The sequence below is a fragment of the Pantoea folii genome (assembly GCF_056678875.1).
On sequence record NZ_JBWXON010000002.1, the window covers coordinates 139,147 to 161,722 of the forward strand.

The 22,576-nt window shown below is 54.2% G+C and carries 23 protein-coding genes; 10 read left to right on the plus strand and 13 right to left on the minus strand.

All coding sequences use genetic code 11. The annotated features are described in order from the left end of the window. Positions 1–6: 6 nt before the first annotated feature. The 3 genes from aldA to AC1MDE_RS04155 form a co-directional block, all read right to left on the minus strand. Positions 7–1,443, minus strand: a complete 1,437-nt coding sequence (gene aldA / locus AC1MDE_RS04145; RefSeq protein WP_058962078.1) for an aldehyde dehydrogenase — start codon at positions 1,441–1,443, stop codon at positions 7–9. 198 nt (positions 1,444–1,641) lie between these two features. Continuing rightward, positions 1,642–1,740, minus strand: coding sequence for a YoaK family small membrane protein (locus tag AC1MDE_RS04150; protein WP_141399000.1), 99 nt, complete (start codon positions 1,738–1,740; stop codon positions 1,642–1,644). A gap of 14 nt (positions 1,741–1,754) precedes the next feature. Then, on the minus strand, positions 1,755–2,078 hold the full coding sequence (locus AC1MDE_RS04155) for a hypothetical protein (protein WP_034831195.1): 324 nt from the start codon (positions 2,076–2,078) through the stop codon (positions 1,755–1,757). 366 nt (positions 2,079–2,444) lie between these two features. Here AC1MDE_RS04155 and rhaT point away from each other — a divergent pair, with 366 nt between their 5' ends. Then, the gene (gene rhaT, locus AC1MDE_RS04160) at positions 2,445–3,482 is read left to right on the plus strand and encodes an L-rhamnose/proton symporter RhaT (RefSeq protein ID WP_479398592.1); all 1,038 of its coding nucleotides are present in this window, start codon (positions 2,445–2,447) and stop codon (positions 3,480–3,482) included. Positions 3,483–3,526: 44 nt separating this feature from the next. On the opposite strand, the gene rhaR is transcribed toward rhaT, so the two are convergent. Continuing rightward, on the minus strand, positions 3,527–4,393 hold the full coding sequence (rhaR, locus tag AC1MDE_RS04165) for an HTH-type transcriptional activator RhaR (RefSeq protein ID WP_058962076.1): 867 nt from the start codon (positions 4,391–4,393) through the stop codon (positions 3,527–3,529). 14 nt (positions 4,394–4,407) lie between these two features. Continuing rightward, on the minus strand, positions 4,408–5,229 hold the full coding sequence (gene rhaS, locus AC1MDE_RS04170; protein ID WP_058962075.1) for an HTH-type transcriptional activator RhaS: 822 nt from the start codon (positions 5,227–5,229) through the stop codon (positions 4,408–4,410). A gap of 289 nt (positions 5,230–5,518) precedes the next feature. On the opposite strand from rhaS, the gene rhaB reads away from it, so the two are divergent. The 4 genes from rhaB to rhaM are packed head-to-tail and all read left to right on the plus strand — an operon-like array spanning position 5,519 to position 9,397. Then, the gene (rhaB, locus tag AC1MDE_RS04175; RefSeq protein ID WP_479400871.1) at positions 5,519–7,000 is read left to right on the plus strand and encodes a rhamnulokinase; all 1,482 of its coding nucleotides are present in this window, start codon (positions 5,519–5,521) and stop codon (positions 6,998–7,000) included. Continuing rightward, positions 6,984–8,240: an L-rhamnose isomerase gene (locus AC1MDE_RS04180; RefSeq protein ID WP_479398588.1), complete on the plus strand. Its 1,257-nt coding sequence runs from the start codon at positions 6,984–6,986 to the stop codon at positions 8,238–8,240. The genes rhaB and AC1MDE_RS04180 overlap by 17 nt, the downstream gene beginning before the upstream one ends. A gap of 10 nt (positions 8,241–8,250) precedes the next feature. Next, complete coding sequence (gene rhaD / locus AC1MDE_RS04185) at positions 8,251–9,093, plus strand: rhamnulose-1-phosphate aldolase (protein WP_479398586.1); 843 nt, start codon at positions 8,251–8,253, stop codon at positions 9,091–9,093. Further along, positions 9,083–9,397 (plus strand): L-rhamnose mutarotase, encoded by a 315-nt coding sequence (gene rhaM / locus AC1MDE_RS04190; RefSeq protein ID WP_097117086.1) that lies wholly within the window; start codon positions 9,083–9,085, stop codon positions 9,395–9,397. Before rhaD ends, rhaM begins: the two co-directional genes overlap by 11 nt. Positions 9,398–9,483: 86 nt before the next feature. Here rhaM and AC1MDE_RS04195 read toward each other — a convergent pair whose 3' ends face one another. After that, entirely contained in the window at positions 9,484–10,137 is a 654-nt protein-coding gene (locus tag AC1MDE_RS04195) for a TetR/AcrR family transcriptional regulator (RefSeq protein ID WP_479402612.1), read from the minus strand. Between the two features lie 294 nt (positions 10,138–10,431). Here AC1MDE_RS04195 and bhsA point away from each other — a divergent pair, with 294 nt between their 5' ends. Beyond that, entirely contained in the window at positions 10,432–10,689 is a 258-nt protein-coding gene (gene bhsA, locus AC1MDE_RS04200) for a multiple stress resistance protein BhsA (protein WP_034831180.1), read from the plus strand. Between the two features lie 62 nt (positions 10,690–10,751). Here bhsA and AC1MDE_RS04205 read toward each other — a convergent pair whose 3' ends face one another. From AC1MDE_RS04205 to AC1MDE_RS04215, 3 genes are all read right to left on the minus strand, one after another. Continuing rightward, positions 10,752–11,936 carry a sugar transporter gene (locus AC1MDE_RS04205; protein ID WP_480344323.1) on the minus strand — a complete coding sequence of 395 codons (1,185 nt, stop codon included), beginning with the start codon at positions 11,934–11,936 and terminating at the stop codon, positions 10,752–10,754. Positions 11,937–12,278: 342 nt separating this feature from the next. Beyond that, a complete protein-coding gene (locus AC1MDE_RS04210; RefSeq protein WP_058960485.1) occupies positions 12,279–12,536 on the minus strand; it encodes a hypothetical protein in 258 nt (85 codons plus the stop codon). Between the two features lie 167 nt (positions 12,537–12,703). After that, positions 12,704–13,960, minus strand: a complete 1,257-nt coding sequence (locus tag AC1MDE_RS04215; RefSeq protein ID WP_479402613.1) for an MFS transporter — start codon at positions 13,958–13,960, stop codon at positions 12,704–12,706. 94 nt (positions 13,961–14,054) lie between these two features. Between AC1MDE_RS04215 and AC1MDE_RS04220 the strand changes: the two genes are divergently transcribed. From AC1MDE_RS04220 to AC1MDE_RS04235, 4 genes are all read left to right on the plus strand, one after another. Next, positions 14,055–14,951, plus strand: a complete 897-nt coding sequence (locus tag AC1MDE_RS04220) for a LysR family transcriptional regulator (protein ID WP_479402614.1) — start codon at positions 14,055–14,057, stop codon at positions 14,949–14,951. 135 nt (positions 14,952–15,086) lie between these two features. After that, a complete protein-coding gene (gene mlc, locus AC1MDE_RS04225) occupies positions 15,087–16,304 on the plus strand; it encodes a sugar metabolism global transcriptional regulator Mlc (RefSeq protein WP_058960488.1) in 1,218 nt (405 codons plus the stop codon). A 105-nt stretch (positions 16,305–16,409) separates the two neighbouring features. After that, positions 16,410–17,111 (plus strand): dethiobiotin synthase, encoded by a 702-nt coding sequence (gene bioD, locus AC1MDE_RS04230; protein WP_058960489.1) that lies wholly within the window; start codon positions 16,410–16,412, stop codon positions 17,109–17,111. A 179-nt stretch (positions 17,112–17,290) separates the two neighbouring features. Further along, complete coding sequence (locus AC1MDE_RS04235; protein WP_058960490.1) at positions 17,291–18,661, plus strand: nucleobase:cation symporter-2 family protein; 1,371 nt, start codon at positions 17,291–17,293, stop codon at positions 18,659–18,661. A 236-nt stretch (positions 18,662–18,897) separates the two neighbouring features. On the opposite strand, the gene osmV is transcribed toward AC1MDE_RS04235, so the two are convergent. Genes osmV through osmY form a run of 4 tightly spaced genes read right to left on the minus strand, consistent with a single transcriptional unit; the run spans position 18,898 to position 22,350 of the window. Then, entirely contained in the window at positions 18,898–20,034 is a 1,137-nt protein-coding gene (gene osmV / locus AC1MDE_RS04240) for an osmoprotectant ABC transporter ATP-binding protein OsmV (protein WP_034823431.1), read from the minus strand. Further along, positions 20,034–20,681 carry an osmoprotectant ABC transporter permease OsmW gene (gene osmW / locus AC1MDE_RS04245; RefSeq protein WP_034823432.1) on the minus strand — a complete coding sequence of 216 codons (648 nt, stop codon included), beginning with the start codon at positions 20,679–20,681 and terminating at the stop codon, positions 20,034–20,036. The genes osmV and osmW overlap by 1 nt, the downstream gene beginning before the upstream one ends. A gap of 9 nt (positions 20,682–20,690) precedes the next feature. Further along, a complete protein-coding gene (locus AC1MDE_RS04250; protein WP_058960491.1) occupies positions 20,691–21,617 on the minus strand; it encodes a glycine betaine ABC transporter substrate-binding protein in 927 nt (308 codons plus the stop codon). 16 nt (positions 21,618–21,633) lie between these two features. Continuing rightward, the gene (gene osmY, locus AC1MDE_RS04255) at positions 21,634–22,350 is read right to left on the minus strand and encodes an osmoprotectant ABC transporter permease OsmY (protein ID WP_034823434.1); all 717 of its coding nucleotides are present in this window, start codon (positions 22,348–22,350) and stop codon (positions 21,634–21,636) included. Positions 22,351–22,576 lie beyond the last annotated feature (226 nt).

Genomic DNA, 22,576 nt, shown 5'->3' on the forward strand with positions numbered 1-22,576 from the left:
TTTCATTCAGGAGAACTGCAAATACGCCACGTGGGTCTGCAGATACTCTTCCAGTCCGTGACGTCCATCCGCACCACCAATACCCGATTTGCGCCAGCCTGCATGGAACCCTTGCATCGCCTCGAAGTTCTCGCGGTTGATGTAGGTCTCACCAAACTTCAACTGACGCAGCGCAATCATCGCCGTGTTCAGATTTTGCGTGTAAATCGAAGAGGTCAGGCCATATTCACAATCGTTAGCCAGCGCGACGGCTTCATCAAGGGTTTTAAAGGTCATCACTGGTAATACCGGACCAAAGATCTCTTCACGCATGATCTCCATCTCCTGACGCACACCGGTAATAATCGTCGGTTCGAAGTAGAACCCTTTATCACCGGCGCGTTTGCCGCCCAGCACTACTTTTCCGCCTTCAGACACTGCTTTGGCGACTTTCTGCTCCACGCGTTCCAGCGCGGCGGCGGTGATCAGCGGGCCCATGTCGATATCGGTTTGTTCGGCCGGATTGCCAAACTTAACCTGCTTCATTGCGGCAGTCAGAGCGGTGATAAAGCGATCATAAATGCCTTCCTGGACATATACGCGTTCCGCACAGTTGCACACCTGTCCGGTGTTGATCACGCGTGAGCTGACAATCGCCTTCACAGCGAGATCCAGGTCCGCATCATCCATGACAATCGCGGGGGCTTTGCCGCCGAGTTCCAGCGACACCTTGGTGACATTTTTCGCTGCGGCTTGCATGGTGGCAATGCCCGCGCCGACGCTGCCGGTCAGGCTCACCAAACCGACTTTCGGGTTCGCCGCCAGCTCCTGACCGACTTCAGGACCATAACCAAACACAAAGTTGATCACGCCCTTCGGCAGGCCAATCTCATGCACAATCTGCGCGAAAATCGCCGCGTTGTTAGGGGTGAGCTCACTGGGTTTGATGGCAATAGTGTTGCCGGTAATCAGCGCCGGAGCGGCTTTACGCGCAATCAGGAAGAAGGGGAAATTCCACGGCAGGATACCGGTGGTGACACCGATGGCTTTCTTAAATACAAAGATATTTTCATTTGGACGATCGCTATTGACGATTTCACCTTCATAACGACGCGCCCATTCGGCCATGTAATCCAGATAATCGGCGGTGAAAAGCACTTCAGTTTGCGCCAGCCCCTGCGTTTTACCGCCTTCCGCCACAATCGTGGCCGTCAATTCGGGTTCACGCTGGCGGATACCGGCGGCAATTTTACGCAACCAGTTGCCGCGTTCTACTGCGGGCAACGCTTCCCAGCCGGGTTGTGCAGTTTCTGCGGCCGCAATTGCCTGTGCTGCATCTTGCTGAGTGCCTTGCGGCACGCGTGACAGCAGCGCTTCAGTCGCCGGATTGATGACCTCAATCCATTTATCGTTCTGATCGTTTACAAACGCGCCATTAATGTAATGTTGATGGTGTGTTGTCATCTGTAGGGTCTCCGCGATCGGTTTCGTTATCAGGGTGTGAATCGAGAGTGAAACAGATCAAGGTGTAGCACCTTTTTGTCAGTGCCAGAGCGGATGACGAGATGGCAGAGAAGGGAAGAACGGTACGACAGACGCAGCATTCCTGATGAAATGCCGCGTATTCAGCGTGTTAGCTAATCATCCTTTTCAGCAAAAATATCAGGAGCCCGGCACCGCCGCGCCGCTGGCGATAAACCAGGCGAGGAAACTGACGCCAGCAATGATGATGGCAATAGGGAAGAGCAGTCCGATTTTCATAATTATCCTGATCGTTAAGCGAGTTGAACAATGGCGCGGTGGGTTTTCATCATACTGAACAGCTGGAATTGGCTGGCGTCATCCACCTCGCGCAGATGTTCGCCTTTCTGATACCGAATGCGGTGAACATGCCCGAGTTGACGCCACACCACGATGGCCGAGGCCAGCAGGGCGCAGTTCTCTTCGCTCTGGATGCAGTCAAGTGTGGCGTAACGCTCTTCATCCAATCCATTAATGAACACGTTTAACGCCTGGGGCGGCACAATGGCGCGGATATCATCCAGCATCACGCGGCTCACCGGCTGCGACAACAGCAGCGTCAACCTTTTGCTATTCATCTCATTCCTTCGTTGCGATGATTTTTCCAACGTTATACGGAATTCGCCACGTGGGGGAAAGCTCATCGGGCGGCTTTGCGTGACTGCCATGTTAAACAGCAGGCTGGCAGTCAGTCAAAAACTGTGTCGATCAACACAACAAAAATAAAAAATATCCCCAATAATAAGTGACTTATAAAAACCAGCCCGATTGATGCCCGCAAATGCAATTTTGTGATCCTCATGTTGAAGACCCGCCGAATTTTGCCAGCAGCGCGCGCTTTCCGGCAGCCATCCAAAGGCTGATGAAAAGCTGCACACCGTAGACTGCTGCTAATCGGGAAACTGTCGGTTTCCTGTGGGCCTCAACCTTACGAAGGAATAACAATGAACAGTGCCATTCTTGCCGGTATTTTATGGCATCTGGTGGGTGCCGCCAGTGCCGCATGTTTTTATGCTCCGTTTAAGCAGGTAAAAAAGTGGTCATGGGAAACAATGTGGTCAGTGGGCGGCGTGATGTCATGGCTGATTCTGCCATGGGCGGTCAGTGCCGTGCTGCTGCCCAACTTCTGGGCGTATTACGGTAGTTTTAGCTTCTCGCAGCTGCTGCCGGTGTTTCTGTTTGGTGCCATGTGGGGCGTCGGTAATATCAACTATGGCCTGACCATGCGTTATCTCGGCATGTCGATGGGCATTGGTATTGCCATCGGTATCACCCTCGTGGTGGGCACCTTGATGACGCCGCTGTTGCAGGGACGCTTTGTAGAGCTGTTCAGCTCGCCGGGCGGACGAATGACGTTGTTAGGTGTACTGGTGGCGTTGGTGGGTGTGGCGATCGTTTCACGTGCCGGTTTGTTGAAAGAGCGTGCACTCGGCATCAATGCCGAAGAGTTTAATCTGAAGAAAGGGCTGGTGCTGGCGGTACTGTGTGGCATCTTCTCCGCCGGGATGTCTTTCGCGATGGATGCGGCGAAACCGATGCATGAAGCGGCAGCCAATCTGGGTATCAATCCGCTGTACGTGGCCTTACCCAGCTATGTGGTGATCATGGGCGGCGGTGCGCTGGTCAATCTGGCTTACTGCTTTGTGCGTCTGGCGATCAAACCGGAACTGTCAGTACGTCGCGATTTCTCAGTGGCAAAACCGATGCTGATGGCCAACGTGGCCTTTGCCGTGCTCGGCGGCACCATGTGGTATCTGCAGTTCTTCTTCTACGCCTGGGGCCACGCGAAAATTCCTGCGCAATATGACTTTGTCAGCTGGATGCTGCACATGAGCCTGTATGTACTGTGCGGCGGTTTAGTCGGCCTGGTGCTGAAAGAGTGGAAAGCGGTGGGGCAGCGCCCGGTTCGCGTGCTGTCGCTGGGTTGCGTGGTGATCATCATTGCCGCCAACATCGTGGGATTGGGCATGGCCAACGGCTAACGAATTGGCCGCTTTAGAACAAGCCTGACACGCGGCAAGGTGCGTCAGGCTTTTATTTTGTCGCTCAGTGAGGCGTGCTGAGGAAGAAAACGCTGGCGCCAGGCACTGGGTGTCAAACCGGTATCCCGCGTAAACACCACCGAGAAGTAATTGCTATCATCAAAGCCGCAGCGCGCGGCCACTTCACTGATTAAACAATCCTGCGTGCGCAACAAATATTTTGCCTGGCACAGCTGTAGCTGCCGCAAATAGTGTCCCACCGTCATGCCGGTTTGCTGACGAAACAGCTGCTTCAGTGCACGCTCATTTAATTCATTTTGCTGGCAAAAATGGGCCAGGTCGAATGGGCGGTGCAGTGCACCCTGTAAGGCAGACATCAGCAAATCAAGCTGTTCACCCTCCGGCAGCGCCCATGGACGGTCGGCGGCATAACCATGGCGACGCAAGATCAGTGCCAGCTGCAGAAACAGGGCTTCAGAGAGCTGGATCGACAACGAATCGCTTTTACGGCTCTCCCGCTCGAGCTGGCTGATCACGCCACGCGCCAGCGCCATGCCGCGCGTGGTTAAGCGCCAGCAGCTGGGTGCATCATCGTCCTGCGGGGGCAGCAGCTGGCTCCAGTCCAGACTCAGACGAAAGCGATCGCGGCAGTAAAGAATGTTATCCAGCGCCAAATCGTTGACGCTGTCATAACTGTGGCAATCATTGTCGCGGATATAGAACACATCGCCGCAGGTAATCAACCACGGGCGATCGTTGAGCACGTGCAAGCCGTTGCCGCGCCAGACGATCACAATTTCACTGAATTCATGACGATGCGGGGGGAAGGAGGGTTGAGGCATGCGTTCGGCCACCGCAATCGGCAGATTGGTGGCCGGGAAATAGTCTTCGCGCGTCAAAATCAGCGACATGGGAACCACTCCAGTTACATCATCTGCTGGCGCTCCGCTCGGGGCGCGCAGCCAAATTCCCGCCGAAACAGCGTGGAGAAATGGTTGCTGTCACCAAATCCACACTGATAGGCGATGTCCGTTATGCGCATATCGCTATGGCGCAGTAAATGCCGGGCCTGCAATAAGCGCAGCCGATTCAGGTAGCGCTGCGGCGTATTGCCGGTTTGCTGCTTCATCTGACGATGTAGGGTGCGCAGCGAAAGCGAGAAGCGATCGGCCAGCGCTTCCCACTCAACATCTTCACTGTAGTGCTCATTGAGCCAGTCAAGCAACCGATGCAGGCGCGCTTCCTGATCCTGCGCCTGATCGTTGTGACCGGCTTCGCGCAACAGCACAAGCAGCTGCAAGAACAGCTGTTCCTGATGCGCCTGACGCTCCAGCGACCAGACCTCCTGCTGTTTCATTTGCGTCACAATCTGCAGCGCCTGCGCCATCACCTTGTGATTGATACGCCAGTGCGACAGATAGTTACCGTTTTCATCGCCGGGCAGCAATGACTGTAAACCAGAGAGAAAACGAAACGCTGCCGGGCTGCGGTACAGCACATTGGTCAGGCACAAATTCTCGGTCTGCTCATACAAATGGCGATCGTGATCGCGCACAAAGCATACGCAGCCGGCACACAGGGTCTGCGGCTGGCCATTAAACACGTGAATACCGGAACCTTGCTCAACCAGCACGATTTCATGGAAATCATGATGATGTTCGGGAAAGGCCTGCTGCGGTACGCGCGGCTCAATAGCAATCGCGTAGTTTCCTTCCGGAAAGAAATCAGCACTGTGCAGAATGGTCATGATGCGCCTCTCGATTAACAATTTTGTAACCGAGTCTACGCAGGCGCTGTGCACCTTACCTTGAAATTTAAACCGCACAGCGCAGGAAAATGGCGAATTATTCAAGATCGGCCAGGTGATTGATGGAATTGCGGTAAAACTCACAACTCTGTTGTTCCCCGGTTCTGTGAGCTTTCTCACGATCATCTTTGCCAGCCTGCCATCGACTATCACGCGCTGGCAGTAAGGGGAAGGTGGCAAGGCGCCTGTATTCATACGCTAAAGCCATCTCATCACAGGAAGAAACGCCATGAGTATGCGTAACATTGTTGCCATTGATTTAGGCGCATCCAGCGGGCGCGTGATGCTCGCACAATGGACCTCTGCTAACCAGCGCATCACCTTGCGTGAAGTGTGTCGTTTTGCCAACCAACGTGTTCGTCGCGCCGGTTACGACTGCTGGGACCTCGACAGTCTGGAGCAGGCGATTCGCGCAGGGCTGGCGCAGTTAGATGATGAGGGCATCGTGCCGGACAGCATCGGCATTGATACCTGGGGCGTGGATCTGGTGCTGCTGGATGCCAACGGCGATCGGGTGGGCGAAACGGTCAGTTATCGTGACTCGCGCACCGATGGATTGATGGCGCAAGCGATCAATGAGCTGGGCAAAGCCGCCATTTACCAGCGCACAGGTATCCAGTTTCTGCCCTTCAATACCCTGTATCAGATGCGTGCCCTGCACCAGCAACAGCCGGACTGGCAGGTACAGGTCAAGCATGCACTGATGATCCCGGATTATCTGCATTATCGTCTGACCGGCAACATGAACTGGGAGTACACCAACGCCACCACTACGCAGATGCTGAACATTGAAACTGGCGAGTGGGATAGCGAGTTGCTGTCGTGGGCAGGGATCGAAGCCGACTGGTTCGGCAAACCGACTGCACCGGGCAACACCGTCGGCAACTGGATCAATGCGAGCGGTAAAAAAATTCCGGTCGTGGCCGTGGCCACGCACGATACCGCCAGCGCGGTGCTGGCCACGCCGCTGATGCAGGAAGATGCCGCTTATCTCAGTTCTGGCACCTGGTCGTTAATGGGCATAGAAAGTCTGCAACCCAGCGTCAACCGCACGGCGCTCGACGCCAACATCACCAACGAAGGTGGCGCGGAAGGCTATCGGGTGTTGAAGAACATCATGGGCCTGTGGCTATTACAGCGCGTATGCAGCGAATTGCACATCTCAGATCTCTGCGCATTGATTGACGAAGCAAAAAATGAATCCGCCTGTCGTGCCCTGATCAACCCTAATCATCCGCGTTTTATTAATCCCGCCAGCATGGTGCAGGAGATTCAGGATGCCTGCGCTGAGCAGCATATGCCGATTCCACAAAGCCCTGCAGCGCTGGCACGCACCATTTTCGACAGCCTGGCGCTGCTGTATCGCCAGGTGATAGGCGAACTGGGCAACCTGCGCGGAACCGCGATTCGCCAGTTACATGTGGTCGGCGGCGGCAGTCAGAACCCATTACTGAACCAGCTATGTGCCGATGCCTGCGAAATGCCCGTATTAGCTGGCCCAATTGAAGCCTCAACGCTGGGTAATGTCGGCTGCCAGCTGATGGCGTTGGGTGAACTGCGTGATGTGGCCGAATTGCGTCGCTGCATCGATAAAAATTTCCCGTTAGAAACGTTTGCACCTCAGAACGCCAGCATCTTCGCTGCCCACCAGGCACGCTTTGCGGCACTGAGCCAACCTGCTAAGGAACTTGCATATGACAAAGCTGATTGAACAAGCCTTTGAATTGGCGAAACAACGCTACGCGGCGTTGGGTATTGATGTGGACAAGGTAATGACCCAACTGGATGGCATCCCGGTGTCGATGCACTGCTGGCAGGGGGATGATGTTCGTGGCTTTGAAAACCCGAATGGCGAACTGACGGGCGGTATTCAGGCCACCGGCAATTATCCGGGACGCGCTCGCAACGCGGATGAGCTGCGTGCTGACATAGAAAAAGCCATGTCGCTGATCCCCGGCACCAAACGCCTCAACCTCCACGCCATTTATCTGGAAAGCGATTCGCCAGTTGAACGCGATGCCATTGAGCCGAAGCACTTTAGCGGCTGGGTAGAGTGGGCGAAATCCTACAAATTAGGACTGGATTTTAACCCCAGCTGCTTCTCACACCCGCTGAGCGCCGACGGCTTTACGCTTTCCCATGCCGATAAAGGGATTCGCCAGTTCTGGATCGACCACTGCAAAGCCAGCCGCCGTATTTCAGCGCACTTTGGTGAACAGCTCGGGACACCATCGGTGATGAACATCTGGGTGCCGGATGGCATGAAAGATCTCACCATCGATCGTCTGGCACCGCGCGAGCGTCTGGCCAGCGCGCTGGATGAGGTGATCAGTGAGAAGCTCGACCCCCGTCATCATATCGATGCGGTGGAAAGCAAACTGTTTGGTATCGGCGCAGAGAGTTACACCGTCGGCTCCAACGAGTTTTGCCTCGGCTATGCCGCCAGCCGTCAAACGGCGCTGACGCTGGACGCCGGACATTTCCATCCTACCGAAGTGATCTCCGACAAGATTTCCACCGCCATGCTGTACGTGCCGCGCCTACTGTTACACGTCAGCCGTCCAGTACGCTGGGATAGCGATCATGTGGTGCTGCTGGATGATGAAACGCAGGCCATCGCCACTGAGATTGCCCGCCACAATCTGTTCGACAAAGTGCATATCGGCCTGGATTTCTTTGACGCCTCGATTAACCGCATCGCAGCCTGGGTGATTGGCACCCGCAACGCCAAAAAAGCGCTGCTGCGCGCACTGCTGGAACCCAGCGATCAGCTGCGAAAATGTGAGCAGGAAGGGGACTACACCGCGCGTCTGGCACTGCTGGAAGAGCAGAAATCTCTGCCATGGCAGGCGGTCTGGGAGGCCTGGTGCCTGCGCCATGATGTGCCCGCCGATGCCAGCTGGCTGAGCGAAGTGCGCCACTATGAACAACAAACATTGCGTCTACGTTAAGGGATCAACTATGCAAAATATTCTCTCTTCGTCCTTTGTTCAGGACATGGTGAAAGCCACCAGCGATATGTGGTTAAAAGGCTGGGATGAGCGCAATGGTGGCAATGTCAGCCTGCGTTTGCTGCCGGAGGAAGCTCAGGCCTGGTCAGCCGATTTTTATGCCGAACCGCGCTGTATTGAGTTAACCAAACCGGCGCCGGCGCTGGCTAACGACTGGTTCCTGGTGACCGGTTCAGGCAAGTTTTTCCGTAATGTTCAGCTTGATCCCGCCGACTGTCTGGCGCTGCTACAGGTGGACGATAAAGGGTTGTCGTACAAAATCCATTGGGGTCTGAGCAACGGCGGGTTGCCAACCTCGGAACTGGCGGCGCATTTCCAGTCGCACAGCGTGCGTAAGCAGGTTTCCAATGGGAATGACCGCGTGATTATGCACTGCCATGCCACCAACTTTATGGCGTTGAGCTACGTGGTGAATCTGGATTCCGCCCGTTTCACGCGTTTACTGTGGGAAGGCAGCACCGAATGTCTGGTGGTGTTCCCGGATGGCGTCGGCATTCTGCCGTGGATGGTGCCTGGCACTGACCAGATTGGGCAGGCCACCGCCGATGCCATGGCATCGCACAGCCTGGTGATGTGGCCGTTCCACGGCATTTTCGGTGCCGGTCCGAATCTGGATGAAACTTTTGGGCTGATCGACACGGCCGAGAAGTCTTCAGAAGTGGTGGTCAAAGCCTTGTCGATGGGCGGGATTCGCCAGAGCATCACCACCGAACAGCTGGTGGCACTTGGAGAACGCTTCAGTGTGCAACCGTGGCAAGCGGCATTGGATGCGGAGCGCAGCGATGTTGCGTAAAGCCTTTGTGATGCAGGTGCATGCGCACTGTCATGATGAATATCTGCGTCGCCATTCACCGATCTGGCCTGAGCTGGAACAGACGTTGAAAACTCACGGTGCGCACAACTATGCGATTTGGCTGGATGCGGAGCGTAATTTGTTATTCGCCAGCGTGGAGATAGAGTCGGAAGCACGTTGGGAGGCGGTGGCGAACACGGAAGTGTGCCAGCGTTGGTGGGCATCGATGAAAGATTTGATGCCATCGAATGCGAACAATAGCCCGATCAGCCAGGTGTTAAAACCGATGTTTTTTATGCCTTAAGGATTTCAAACATTACACTTTGGTGCAAGTCACGGGCGGCCTGGAGGTCGCACCTGACTGCAAAGTGATAAAACATCGTCAGCAGGCTATGACGCGTTCAACGCGCAGTAGCCTGCCAGAGCGGGCCAGATGGCCATCTGCGTATCGACTATTCCATCGAGATCGTCACGGCTTGCGCCTTCACGGGCGCGCACTGACATGCCCTGCAACACGCAGGCCAGATAGCTGGCCAACGTACCGCTGTTGGCACACTGCGGCAATTCGCCACGCTGTTGCCGGACATCCAGAAATTGCTGCAAAGCCCGTTCCTGTGCATGGTGCTGCTTAGCCAGCATCTGTGCAATCTCGTCTGAGCCTGAAGAGAGCGCACTGGAGGTGCAGATAAAGAAACAGCCAGCGGGCTTATCACACTCGGTAAAACAGGCTGCAGTAGCACGAAAATAGGCCTCAATCGCGGCTTTGACATCGATTGTTTCATCCTTAAGCACCTGATTACGCTGCGCGCTGAAGGTATCGATGTAGCGCTGCATTGCTGCGCGGAACAAGCCTTCCTTATTCTCAAACTCCGCGTAAAGCGTCGGCGCTTTCGCCCCCGTCGCGTTCACCAAATCTGACAGCGAGGTGCCTTCATAACCGTGTGCCCAAAACAACATTAATGCTTTATCCAGCGCATCGTTGCGATCAAACACTTTGGGGCGACCACGCGTTTTGCGATTAAGCGTGTCGGTCATTTGCGTCATAGGGACACCTCACTGCATGAAGAACATGTGATTAAATTACCGATCGCTAACTAAATATGCAAGCGCAGCCGACATTCCCTCTCATTCACTTTGCCCGTTTGTGCTTTACCTGCGGCACAACACTCATATCGATAAGTGAAAAAGGGCGCTAAAGCCCATAATCACGCAACTTCTTAATAAAATAATGACCGTTAATAAAATGATTGACGAGATACCCGCTTCGGCGCTAGCATTTAATTAACGGTTGTTAACTTAATTCAGCCGACCCCTTTCATCTGCATAAGAGAGACGATCATGAAAAGCATCAAAATGGTATTAGCCGCAGTCGCACTGTCATCCATCGCGTTTGGTAGCATGGCTGCTGAACTGGTGAACCAGGCTCCATTGAACCAGCAACAAATTGGTGTGGTGAGTGCATCAGGTAGCACTAACCTGACTTCACTGGAGAATCAGCTATCGGAGAAGGCGAGTGCTGCCGGAGCAAAGTCGTTCCGCATCACTTCGACCTCTGGCAACAACAAGCTAAATGGCACAGCGGTAATTTATAACTAATCACCAAAGCGCAAAGAATGGCGCAGGGGCGCACTGATGTGGGCCCCTGGTCGTGAAGCGAATTATCCGTTAGAGCGGAGTTGCGGATACCGACGGAAGATGGTGATACACCAGAACAACGCAACCAGTCCAATTAACCCCCCCACGTTACCCACATCCGACATTTTCATATGCAGGCTGACCTGGTTACCCAACAGGGCACCCGCACCAATCCCGATGTAATAAATACCTGAGAACAATGACATCGCCACATCGGTGGCATCCGGTGCCAGTGACAGCACACGAACCTGCATCGCCAGGCCGATCATCATCATTGCCATGCCCCAGAAAATGCACAGCAGCGAAATGGCTGCAGGGCGCACGGCGGCAAACAGCAACAGCCCCATACTCAACGTGATGATGCCAATCGCGGCGAGTAACATCGCTGAGGGGAATTTGTTGCCCAGCGTACTGAACAGCACGCTGCCGATAATCCCGGCTGAACCGAACAGCAACAGCAGTAAAGTCGTGAAGTTCTCATCCGCATTCGCGACCACCTGCATAAAGGGTTCGATGTAGCTGTATGCGGTGTAGTGCGCGGTGACCACCAGCGTCACCAGAATATACATTGCCACCAGCGCCGGACGGCGGAACAGCATCGGTACGCTACTCAGTGAGCCAGTGTGCTCGCTCGGCAGACGTGGCAGTATCCGCACCAGCAAAATTAGCAGCACCAACGCTGACAAGCCGATCATGCCGAAAGTGGTGCGCCAGCCGAGGTATTGCCCAACGATTCGGCCAATGGGCACGCCCAACACCATCGCCAATGCCGTACCGGTTGCCAGCATACTCAACGCCTGGGTTTTTTTGCCAGCCGGAGCAACACGAATCGCGAGTGAAGCAGTAATCGACCAGAATACCGCGTGCGCCAGTGCGATGCCGATGCGCGAAATCACCAGCGAGGTGAAATCCCATGCCACGGACGAAAGCACATGGCTGGCGATAAACAGAATGAACAACACCGACAGCAGCAGACGGCGTTCTATATTCCGCGTCAGTAGCATTAACGGCAGGGATAACAGCGCAACGACCCATGCATAAATGGTCAGCATAATACCGACATCAGCGGTCTTCATGGCGTAGCTCGCCGCTATATCCGACAACAGGCCAACAGGTACAAATTCAGTGGTATTAAAGACAAAGGCGGCAATCGCCAGCAGCACAACGCGTAGCCAGGCTGTTTTACGTGAGACGGTAGTTGGTTGCATGGGGTTCAAATCGATCTGACAGCGAGTGAGGGGGCGAAACGAGCCCGGTTAAGTGACCTGCATCACAAATTGGGGCTATTGTGGAGCATTAGTGAGCGGATGAAAACCATGAGTACCGTTTTTATTCCTGATTATTTTTTATCGCTAAAGGTCGTGGTAATAGCCTGAGGTTATTATCCATTCTTGCTTTTTGTCTCAGGGAGGCATGGCGGGTAAGAACAACCAGGGCGTAACGCTTTACGATCCAGTGATGACCAAGTCGGCTGTTTCTTTATTAGAACGATGTGACAGCCGTACTTAACATAACCCTGTAAGCGCTACGCCATTGTCAGACCAGCATTATCAGAGTTGCACCATATGTTTTAGAGCCACGCTATGCTGAGTGGTCAGGCTTTTTTTTACCGTCACCGGACAACAATGTTCACATCCAAGGGCACTGGAATAGAATTTACGTGCTTGTTGAATGGCGGCCGTGGCGGTGTAGAAAGTGCCGAGAAAGCGCCGTGCACCATCTGATGGCAGGAACGGGCAGCCTGTTGCATGTACCACATGGTTGTCGTTATAGCCTGCATGCTTATCGACGTAATAATAGAGTTGCATCTAACGTCCTCATTGCTGTGAAAAAAGAAAATCTAACTATTGTTGGAATAAAATGGATTATAGCGACGAATTGTCGTTTTGTTTTAAGTGGGACTATTTGAAAGCGAGATTCTGACGGCTTAAGCGAGAAGCGGGGCGCGGCGGCCCCGTCGTTTAGATGAAAGGTATTACAGTTTTCGGCACTGTAAACGCCAGCCGACGAACAAGGCCAGCAACAGCAGCACACTGATGAACAGCGTTACGCCCGCCCAGCCATAGCTGTGCCAGAACACGCCGCCTAACGTACCCGCCACGCTGGAACCTACGTAATAGCTGAACAGATAGAGTGACGAGGCCTGGCCTTTGGCACGGCGTGCGCGTGGGCCAATCCAACCGCTGGCAACGGAGTGCGCGGCAAAAAAGCCCGCCGTAAACAGCATCATGCCGGGCAGTATCAGCCAGAGTGAATTGAAGGCGGTGAGCAACAATCCAGCCAGCATAATGGCGGTGGCGGCAATCATCACCGGACCACGGCCAAAACGACTGGTCAACGCGCCTGCTTTGGGCGAGCTCCACGAGCCAGTCAGATAAACCACCGACAGCAGTCCCACCACCGCCTGGCTCAACGACCAGGGCGCGCTTAACAAACGGTAGCCGATGTAGTTAAACAGCGTCACAAACGCACCCATCAACAGGAAACCTTCTGCAAACAGGAACGGCAAACCCTTGTCGCGCCAATGCAGGCGGAAGTTGATAAACAGACTACGCGGGCGCAACGAGGCGGGGCGGAAATGGCGTGATGCGGGTAAAATTTTCCAGAACATCAGCGCGCCAGCCAATGAGAAGCAGCCGATCACGCCAACGGCGACACGCCACGAGAAGAAATCGGTCAGCACCCCGGTGAGCAAACGTCCACTCATGCCGCCAATGGAATTACCGCTGATATATAGTCCCATCGAGAAGGCAATCACGCGGGGATGTATCTCTTCACTCAAGTAGGTCATACCGACCGCTGCCACGCCGCTGAGAGACAGCCCGATGAGTGCACGCATCATCAAAATGCCTTGCCAACTGGTCATGGTGGCCGAGATCAACGTGCAAATGGCAGCGAGCATTAAGGCTGTGACCATCACCGATTTACGCCCAATCGCATCGGATAACGGGCCGGTCACCAGCAAGCCTAACGCCATCAACCCCGTTGAGAGTGACAATGAAATACTGCTCTCGGCGGGAGAGACACCAAACTGTTGTGACAGCACGGGCAGAATTGGCTGCACACAATACAGCAGCGCGAAGGTGGCCAATCCAGCGGAGAATAATGCCAGCGTGACGCGCATAAACTGCGGCGATCCACGTTCAATCCATTCGGAGGAGGCTACGGCTGAATCAGGCTTAGCGGACAACTCGTCTTCACGAATTGTCACTGCCTGGGAAGAGCGACTCACGGAATATCCTTAGATGAGAAACGGTCTGAGTACTGTAGGAAAATGGGAATAGGTTGTACAATATATTAATAATCTCAAATGAGACGTTTAAAGTATGAATATTGAGTTGCGCCATCTGCGGTATTTCATCGCCGTTGCGGAAGAGCTGCACTTTAGCCGCGCGGCGCAGCGGCTGAATATCTCCCAACCGCCGCTCAGCCAACAGATTCAGCAGCTGGAGCAGGAGATTGGCGCACAGCTGTTTACCCGCACTAATCGCAGCGTGCAGATCACACCTGCCGGTCAGTTGTTTTTACAGGATGCGCGCGTCATTTTGCTGCAGGTTGAACAAGCCGCCAGTAGGGCAGCGCGTGTGCACAGTGGACAGGAAGGCGAGCTGCGTATTGGTTTCACCTCTTCCGCACCCTTCACCGGTCTGGTCTCGGATGCGCTTTATCAATTTCGTCAGCGTTGGCCGGAAGTGCACATTTCGATGCAGGAAAATAACACGCGTCAGCAGTTAGCACCGCTGCACGAAGGTCGGCTGGATTTGGGGGTGATGCGCAACACGCCGTTACCAAGCGATTTACAGCATCGGGTGCTGTTACGCGAGCCGTTGTGCGCGCTGGTGCACTGGGCACATCCGCTAGCGGATGCCGAATCGATCTCTATTCAGGCACTGGCCAACGAGCCCTTTGTGTTTTTTGATCCACAGGGGGGTACCGCGCTGTACGGAGAAACACTGGCGCTGCTGCACCGTTATCAAATCAAACCCTTTATTACTCAGGAGGTGGGCGAGGCGATGACGATTCTCGGTCTGGTCGCCACCGGATTGGGTGTTTCCATATTGCCGGCCTCATTTCGGCGTGCGCGACTAGCTGATGTGGTGTGGATTCCCCTGCAGGAGCACGATGCCATTTCTGAAGTCTGGCTGGTCTGGTCAGCCACGCGGCAACCCACTGCGCAAATGCACAATATGATGCAATTGATGATGCAAAATGCCGAAATTTAAATCGTCTGATGATCATTGGCCCGATCTTTATGTGCGATAAATCACATTTCTAATCAAATATTTGACGCTGCCTGCCAATCTGCATCACCATAGCTGCTGTTTATTTAGAAGCGCGAAAATATCCGGGAGCAGGGCGTGAATCTGGACAGTCAGCCTGGCCACATTGACCAAATAAAACAGACCAACGCAGGTGTGGTTTACCGACTGATTGACCTTTACGGCCCGATTTCGCGTATTGAGCTTTCTAAACGTGCCCAGCTGGCACCCGCCAGCATCACCAAAATTGTGCGTGAAATGCTCGATGCGCATCTGGTGCAGGAAACCGAGTTCCAGGATCCAGGCAGCCGTGGCCGTCCGGCCATTGGTTTGATTCTTGATACCCTCGCCTGGCACTATCTTGCCATCCGTATTCAACCGGGACAGATCACGTTAACGCTGCGCGATCTGAGCAGCCGTGCGTTGCAGGAAGATCGACTGCCACTGCCTGCCAGCGCCGACCAGCCGCTGCTGCAAACGCTGCAGCAAATGGTTAATGACTTCTTCGTCCGCCATCAGAACAAACTTGAGCGTCTTACCGCGATTGCCATCACCTTACCCGGTTTAATTAACGCGGCATCGGGTGTGGTGCATCGCATGCCGGGCTATGACGTGCAGGAAATGCCGTTAGGTGAAACACTTTCCTCGCTCACGGGTTTACCGGTATTTGTGCAACATGACATCTCCGCCTGGACGCTGGCCGAAGCGCTGTTCGGTGCTTCGCGCGGTGCGCAGGATGTTATTCAAATAGTGATTGATGAAACGGTTGGTGCGGGTGTGATCAGCGGGGGCCAGCTTTTGCACAAACGAGGTCGTGCGCTGGTAGAAATTGGGCATACGCAGATCGATCCTTACGGCCAGCAGTGTTACTGCGGTAATCATGGCTGTCTGGAAACCGTGGCCAGCACAGGCAGTTTATTGCAGCTGGCGGCCCAGCGTTTATCTTCGCAACCCGACAGTTTGCTGCATCGGGAACCGCTAACCATCGCCAGTTTATGCGCAGCCGCGCAGCAGGGCGATCGACTGGCGCGTGATGTGATTGCCGGTGTCGGCCACCACATTGGTCGCATGTTGGCAATGATGGTGAATATCTTCAATCCCCAACAAATCCTGATTGGTTCTCCGCTTAATCAAGCCGCTGAGGTGCTGTTTCCTGCCGTTAGCAGCACCATTCGTCAGCAGGCGTTACCCGCATACAGTCATGAGATCCAACTTGCCCCTACCAGCTTTAGCGATCCGGGCACTTTTGGTGCCGCCGCGCTGATCAAAGACTCACTTTATAGCGGCCATTTGCTGGTAAAACTGTTGCAAGGCTAATCACTGCTCGCCTTAAGTTTGCGCTAACGCAATCTGCCATCCGAGACATTTCCTTAAACTGCCTTCTTCGCAGGTTACACATCGCTTCAACGAAGGAGGAATAAGGTGAAAACAATCTTTGTCACCGGTACCGACACCGCGGTGGGTAAAACCGTCGTGTCACGCGCGCTGCTGCAGTGTTTCGCCAAAGCGGGTCTCTGTGCAGCAGGCTACAAACCTGTTGCTAAAAGTGCACAGCACACGCCAGACGGATTGCGTAATAAAGATGCTTTGCTGCTGCAGCAGGCATCGGGTCTTGAACTGCCTTACCAGGCGGTGAATCCCATCACCCTGGAAGAAGATGAAATCAGCACCAGCGCATCCGTGCGAATGGATTATCCGTTGCTGAGCCGCAGCCTTGAGCAGTTACAAAGCCGCGCCGCGCGGGTGGTGGTGGAGGGAACTGGCGGCTGGCGCAGTCTGATGAATGATCTGCAGCCGTTGTCCAGTTGGGTTCAACAGGAACAACTGCCGGTCGTCATGGTGGTGGGCATTAAAGAAGGTTGCATTAGCCATGCTTTACTGACTGCTAATGCCATCGTAGGTGATGGGCTGCCTTTAGCAGGTTGGGTCGCCAACCGTATTAATCCGGGATTAGCACATTACGCTGAAATCATTGATGTTCTGCGTGAAAAGCTAGGCGCACCGCTGCTGGGTGAGTTGCCTTATCTGCCGCGTGCCGAGCAGCGTGAGCTGAGTGGTTATCTGGACATTTCCCTGCTGGATGAGGCATTAATGCACGTTGATAGTGCACAGCCTGCGGCATGATGAAACGAAGCGATGCAAATGATCGGTGGCTGAATCTAAGGTTTCGGGTTCAGCATCCGAGATCGCTCTGCTTAAATCAGCTTATAATCATGCGGTTATAAATTTTTTCCTCAATGTGAGTGCCAATGGCGTGAATCATGCATCAGCCATGCTGATGAATATTCTGCCGGAGCACACACATGTCGCACTCCCCTAAAGGTTTATTGTATGGGCTTGATGCCCGTATTGGTCCTGTTCCCGCCTTTTTCGCTGCGTTGCAGCACGTCCTTGCCAGCGTGGTAGGGATCATTACGCCGCCACTGATTATTGGCTCAATCCTCGGATTGCAGACTTACATTCCGTATCTGATCAGCATGTCTTTGCTGGTTTCCGGTTTAGGGACATTTCTGCAGGCGCGTCGCTTTATGGGGATTGGGGCGGGCATGATTTGCCTGCAAGGCACCAGCTTTGCTTTTCTCGGCGTCATCTTATCTGGCGGTTTGATGGTGAAAGCGCAGGGCGGTTCACCGGAAGCAATCATGGCGATGATCATGGGCTGTAACTTCGTGGCAGCTTTTATTCCGATGTTGATCAGCCGTTGCGTAGCGCCGTTGCGGAAAGTGCTGACGCCAGTGGTGACCGGCACGGTGATTACCTTGATCGGCATCAGCCTGATAAAAGTGAGCATCACCGATTGGGCAGGCGGCCATAATGCTGCTGACTTTGGTGCGCCAGGAAATCTGGCGCTGGGCGGGCTGACGCTGCTGGTGATCATTGTGCTTAACCGTTCGCAGAATCGCTGGATGCGCCTTCTCGCGGTAGTGGCAGGTATCGTGGTTGGCTGTCTGGCGGCGGCACTGACCGGCCATCTGCCCATCAAACCGATGATGTCCAGTCACTGGCTGGTTTTGCCTTCATTTTTCCGCTTTGGTTTCGATTTTAGCTGGAGCATTTTCGTGCCGATTGCGCTGGTGTCGGTGATTTGCGTGATTGAGGCGGTAGGGGATTTGACGGCGAATTGCCTGATTTCGCAGCAACCCATTGAGGGCGACGGTTTTCAACGTCGTTTGCAGGGCGGCATTTTGGCTGATGGGATTAGCTGTCTGTTCGCCGCGATGTTTTCGGCATTCCCTAATACTACCTTTGCGCAGAATAACGGTGTGATTCAGATGACCGGCGTGGCCAGCCGTTATGTTGGCATGGTGATTGGCGTGATGCTGTTGCTGTTGGGCGTGTTTCCGGTGATCGGCAATGTGCTGCAGCAAATTCCAGCGCCAGTTCTCGGCGGTGCCACTCTGGTGATGTTTGGCAGTGTGGTGGCGGCAGGCATTCGGGTGATGACGCAATCCACGTTGGGACGCCGTGAGATGTTGATCGTCGCGGTGTCCTTTGGTATTGGCTTGGGTGTGGAAGCGGTACCCGAGGTGTTGAAGCAGTTGCCACCGTTAGTGAGTAATTTGTTTGGTCATGCGGTGACCACGGGTGGCATTCTGGCGATGCTGTTGAATATCGTGCTGCCATCGGAGCGGGGAGATGAGCGGGTTGTCGGTGCGGTGGAGGAAAATCACTGATTTTGCGTTAGGAGAGGTGGGGATCTAAACCGCTGTCTGTGAGTTTGTGCGTACGTCGGAAGAGGCGGCAGATCGTAAAGACGCCATAAACCATCCCTGGGGCTCGGCCCGCGCCATCCCTGGCGCAGGACGCTTTACTCCTCTGCCGCCTCTTCCAACGTGTTAGCTGTCGTGCGGTTTGTCTGGACTCGGGCTGCCGTGCACTGTGCCTTAAGATTCAGCCATTGTGCGATTGGTTAAGGATTCAGTCTGCGGCGCGTACGTCCCGAGCTGAGATAGTCCGCGATATAGTCTTGCGAAATCTCACCGCTGTAGCGTCCTTCCTCATCGACGATCGGCATCCAGACGGTGTTGTGTTCATACAGCTTGGAAAGCACCACGCGCAGATTTTCTTCGGCCTTACCCGTCACTTTAAAGGTATGCAGCATCTCCTCGCAGCGTCCGGCGGCATTACGCGCTTCGCGACGTTTCACAAAGCCCAGCGGCTTGCCATCATTATCTACCACGGTGACAGATCGCATGTCGTTGTCATCCATGGTGGCGAACGCCTCCTGCAACGGCGTGCTGCGCTGCACGGTGATGGTTGGCTGCTGATCGGTGACGTCGCCCGCCTGCACCAGCAGCAGGCGTTTCAGCGTACGGTCCTGGCCAACAAATGATCCAACAAAATCATTGGCGGGTTTTGCCAACAGCTCATCGGGACTGGCGCACTGTACGATTTTGCCCTGTCCAAACACCGCGATGCGGTCACCCAGTTTGAGTGCTTCATCGATGTCATGGCTTACCAGCATTACGGTTTTCTTCAACTGGCGCTGCATTTCGAGAAACTCATTCTGAATCACTTCACGGTTGATTGGGTCGACAGCGCCAAAAGGTTCGTCCATCAGCAGTACTGGTGGATCAGCCGCCAGCGCGCGGATCACGCCGATACGCTGCTGCTGACCACCTGACATTTCTCGTGGATAGCGATGCAGGAATTTGCTGGGATCGAGCGCCACCATGCTCATCAACTCGGTAGCACGTTCGCGGCAGCGCTTTTTATCCCAGCCCAGCATGCGCGGCACTACGGTAATGTTCTCTTCAATGGTCATGTTAGGGAACAGACCAATCTGCTGAATCACGTAGCCGATATTGCGGCGCAGCGTCACGGTATCTTGTCCGCTGGTGTCTTCACCGTTGATCAAAATTTTTCCGCTGCTGGCTGGGATCAGACGGTTGATCATTTTCAGCGTGGTGGTCTTGCCACAGCCGGAGGGGCCGAGCAGCACGCACATCTCTCCGGCAGGGACTTCCAGGCTGACGTTATCTACGGCGTTAAAGGCGGTGCCGTTTTTTTGTGTAAAGGTTTTCGTCAGGTTTTCCAGTTTTATCATTATCGAATCCCCTTAGGAGTCAGCGCCGACTGCAAACGGTGCAGTAGCCAATCAAGCACAATCGCTAATAAACAAATCATTAGTGCACCGGCAATCAGCATGCGCACATCACTGCCGCTGATACCATCCAGCAGCTGTAAGCCTAATCCGCCTGCGCCGATGACTGCGGCAATCGCCATCACGCCAACGTTCATGACCACCGCAGTGCGGATACCGCCGAAGATCACTGGCAGCGCCATTGGAATTTCGACCCAGCGCAGGCGCTGCCAGAAAGTCATGCCTATGCCGCGACCGGCTTCACGCAGCCCTGGCGACAGGTTTTCCAGTGCGGTATGGGTGTTACGCACAATCGGCAGCAGGGAGTAAAGGAACACCGCGCAGATAGCAGGCAATGCACCAATACCCTGACCGATCATGGAAAACAGCGGAATCATCAGACCAAACAGCGCGATGGTTGGAATCGTCAGTACGATGGTGGCGATACCGAGCACCGGCGTCGCGAGCCATTTAAAGCGCACAATCAAAATGCCCAGTGGCACGCCAACAATGATGGCGAATCCCACTGCCACCAGCACCAGCCAGGTATGCTGCCAGGTTAAGGCCATCAGGGTGTGCCAGTTACTCATGATGTAATGCAAAGTCTCCATGACGCCTCCTTACAGCATGTTTTTCGATTGCAGGAAATCACGCGCCACCTGCTGCGGTGACTGATGATCGATATCAACACGTTTGTTCATCTCGGTGATCGCTTCGTCGGTGATCAGCGGTGAGAGTTGATTGAGGGCCGCATCCAATCCCGGATGGCTTTTCAACACATCCTGACGTACGACTGGCGTGACGTTGTAACTCGGGAAGAAGTGTTTATCATCTTCCAAAACCTTGAGATCAAAGCCTTTGACTCGCCCATCGGTGGTATAAATCAAGCCCGCATCGACAAAACCATCACGTACCGCGTTGTACACCAATCCCGGATCCATCTGGCGAATCTGCGGGCGATCCAGCGGCATGTCGTAGGCTTTCTGCAACGGCTTCAGGCCATCGGAACGGCCGGAGAACTCTAAGTCGAGCCCGAGTTTCCAGTTGTGGTCGGGGTCGGTTTTGCGCACCTGTTCCAGTTTGGCAACCAGCTGTGACATGGTGCTGATGCCTTCTTTATCGGCGCGTGCACGCTGCATGGCAAATGCATAAGTGTTGTTCATTGGCGCGGGATCGAGCCACACCAGACCCAGTTTGGCATCGAGTTGTTTAACGGTTTTATAAGCCTCTTCAGATGACATCGGTTTGTTGATGTGGTTGAAGATGATCAGCGAGGTACCGGTGTACTCCCAGGTCATATCGATTTGCTTGTTGATCATCGCATTACGACCAATCGTGGTGGCGATATTGGTTTTAGGGACCACCTGAAAACCTTTCTTTTGCAGCCAGAGCACGGTCATGGCAGACAAAATATGCTGTTCGGTAAAGCTCTTGGTTGCCATCACAATCGGCGTGGCCGCAGCGGCGGTTTGGCTGATGGCCAATGTCGCGGCCAGTGCCAGCGCCGTGTGTTTCACCCAGCGCGTTAAGTTATGCGTTTTACCCATCACTTAGCTCCTTGTGTTAAGCCGCAGAGTGCGGGCTGAGGAATCGACCCAATGCTGCCAGCAGCAAATCGAGGATCAACGCAAACAGGGCGGTGGCCACGGCGCCGAGGATCAACGTAGGGAAGTCATTGAGGTAAATGCCGGGGAAAATCAGTTCGCCAAAACTGCTGGCACCAATCAGGAAGGCCAGCGGTGCCGTACCGACATTGATGGCGGTCGCAATGCGCACACCCGCCAGAATCACTGGCAAGGCATTGGGAATTTCTACCTGACGCAGACGTTGGAATTTGGTCATGCCGATGCCGTTGGCGGCTTCAATCAGCGAAGGCGGCACCGCGCTTAATCCGGAATAGGTATTACGCACGATAGGTAGCAATGAGGCGAGGAACAGGGCGATTAAGGCAGGGCGATCGCCAATCCCGACAATGACCATGGCCAGTGCGAGAACAGCCAGCGGCGGCAAGGTATTCCCGACGTTAAAGATCTGCATCACATATTCCGCCCAACGACGAGCAAACGGGCGGCTGAGCAAAACCCCGCTCGGAATGCCAATCAGCAGGGCGAAAAACATTGACCAAAACACTAAAAACAGATGCTGCTGACCCAGATAAATTAAGTCCTCTTGCCGGTCGCGCAGCGTATTCAACCCGATTCCCCAAACCAGCAGGGCAATCACCGCGACGATGGCCAGTAGTGCCAGCCCGGCTCTACTAACGAGCGATGCATTTTGCATGCGAGAGTCTCCCTGATTCGACAAATTGTTCGATCTTGTTATGTCATTTCACGGTTGAGGACGTAGTGGAGAACAAACCACATACGAAAATCCTTCACGCTAATAAATTGCAGATAAAATGACTGTTAGATAGTGCTTTTCCAGTGAATAACTGGAAAGTGCTGTTAAAAGCTATAGCAATGCTTAGCGTATTGCGCCAGTTTTCACGGCAAAATCAGACAGATAG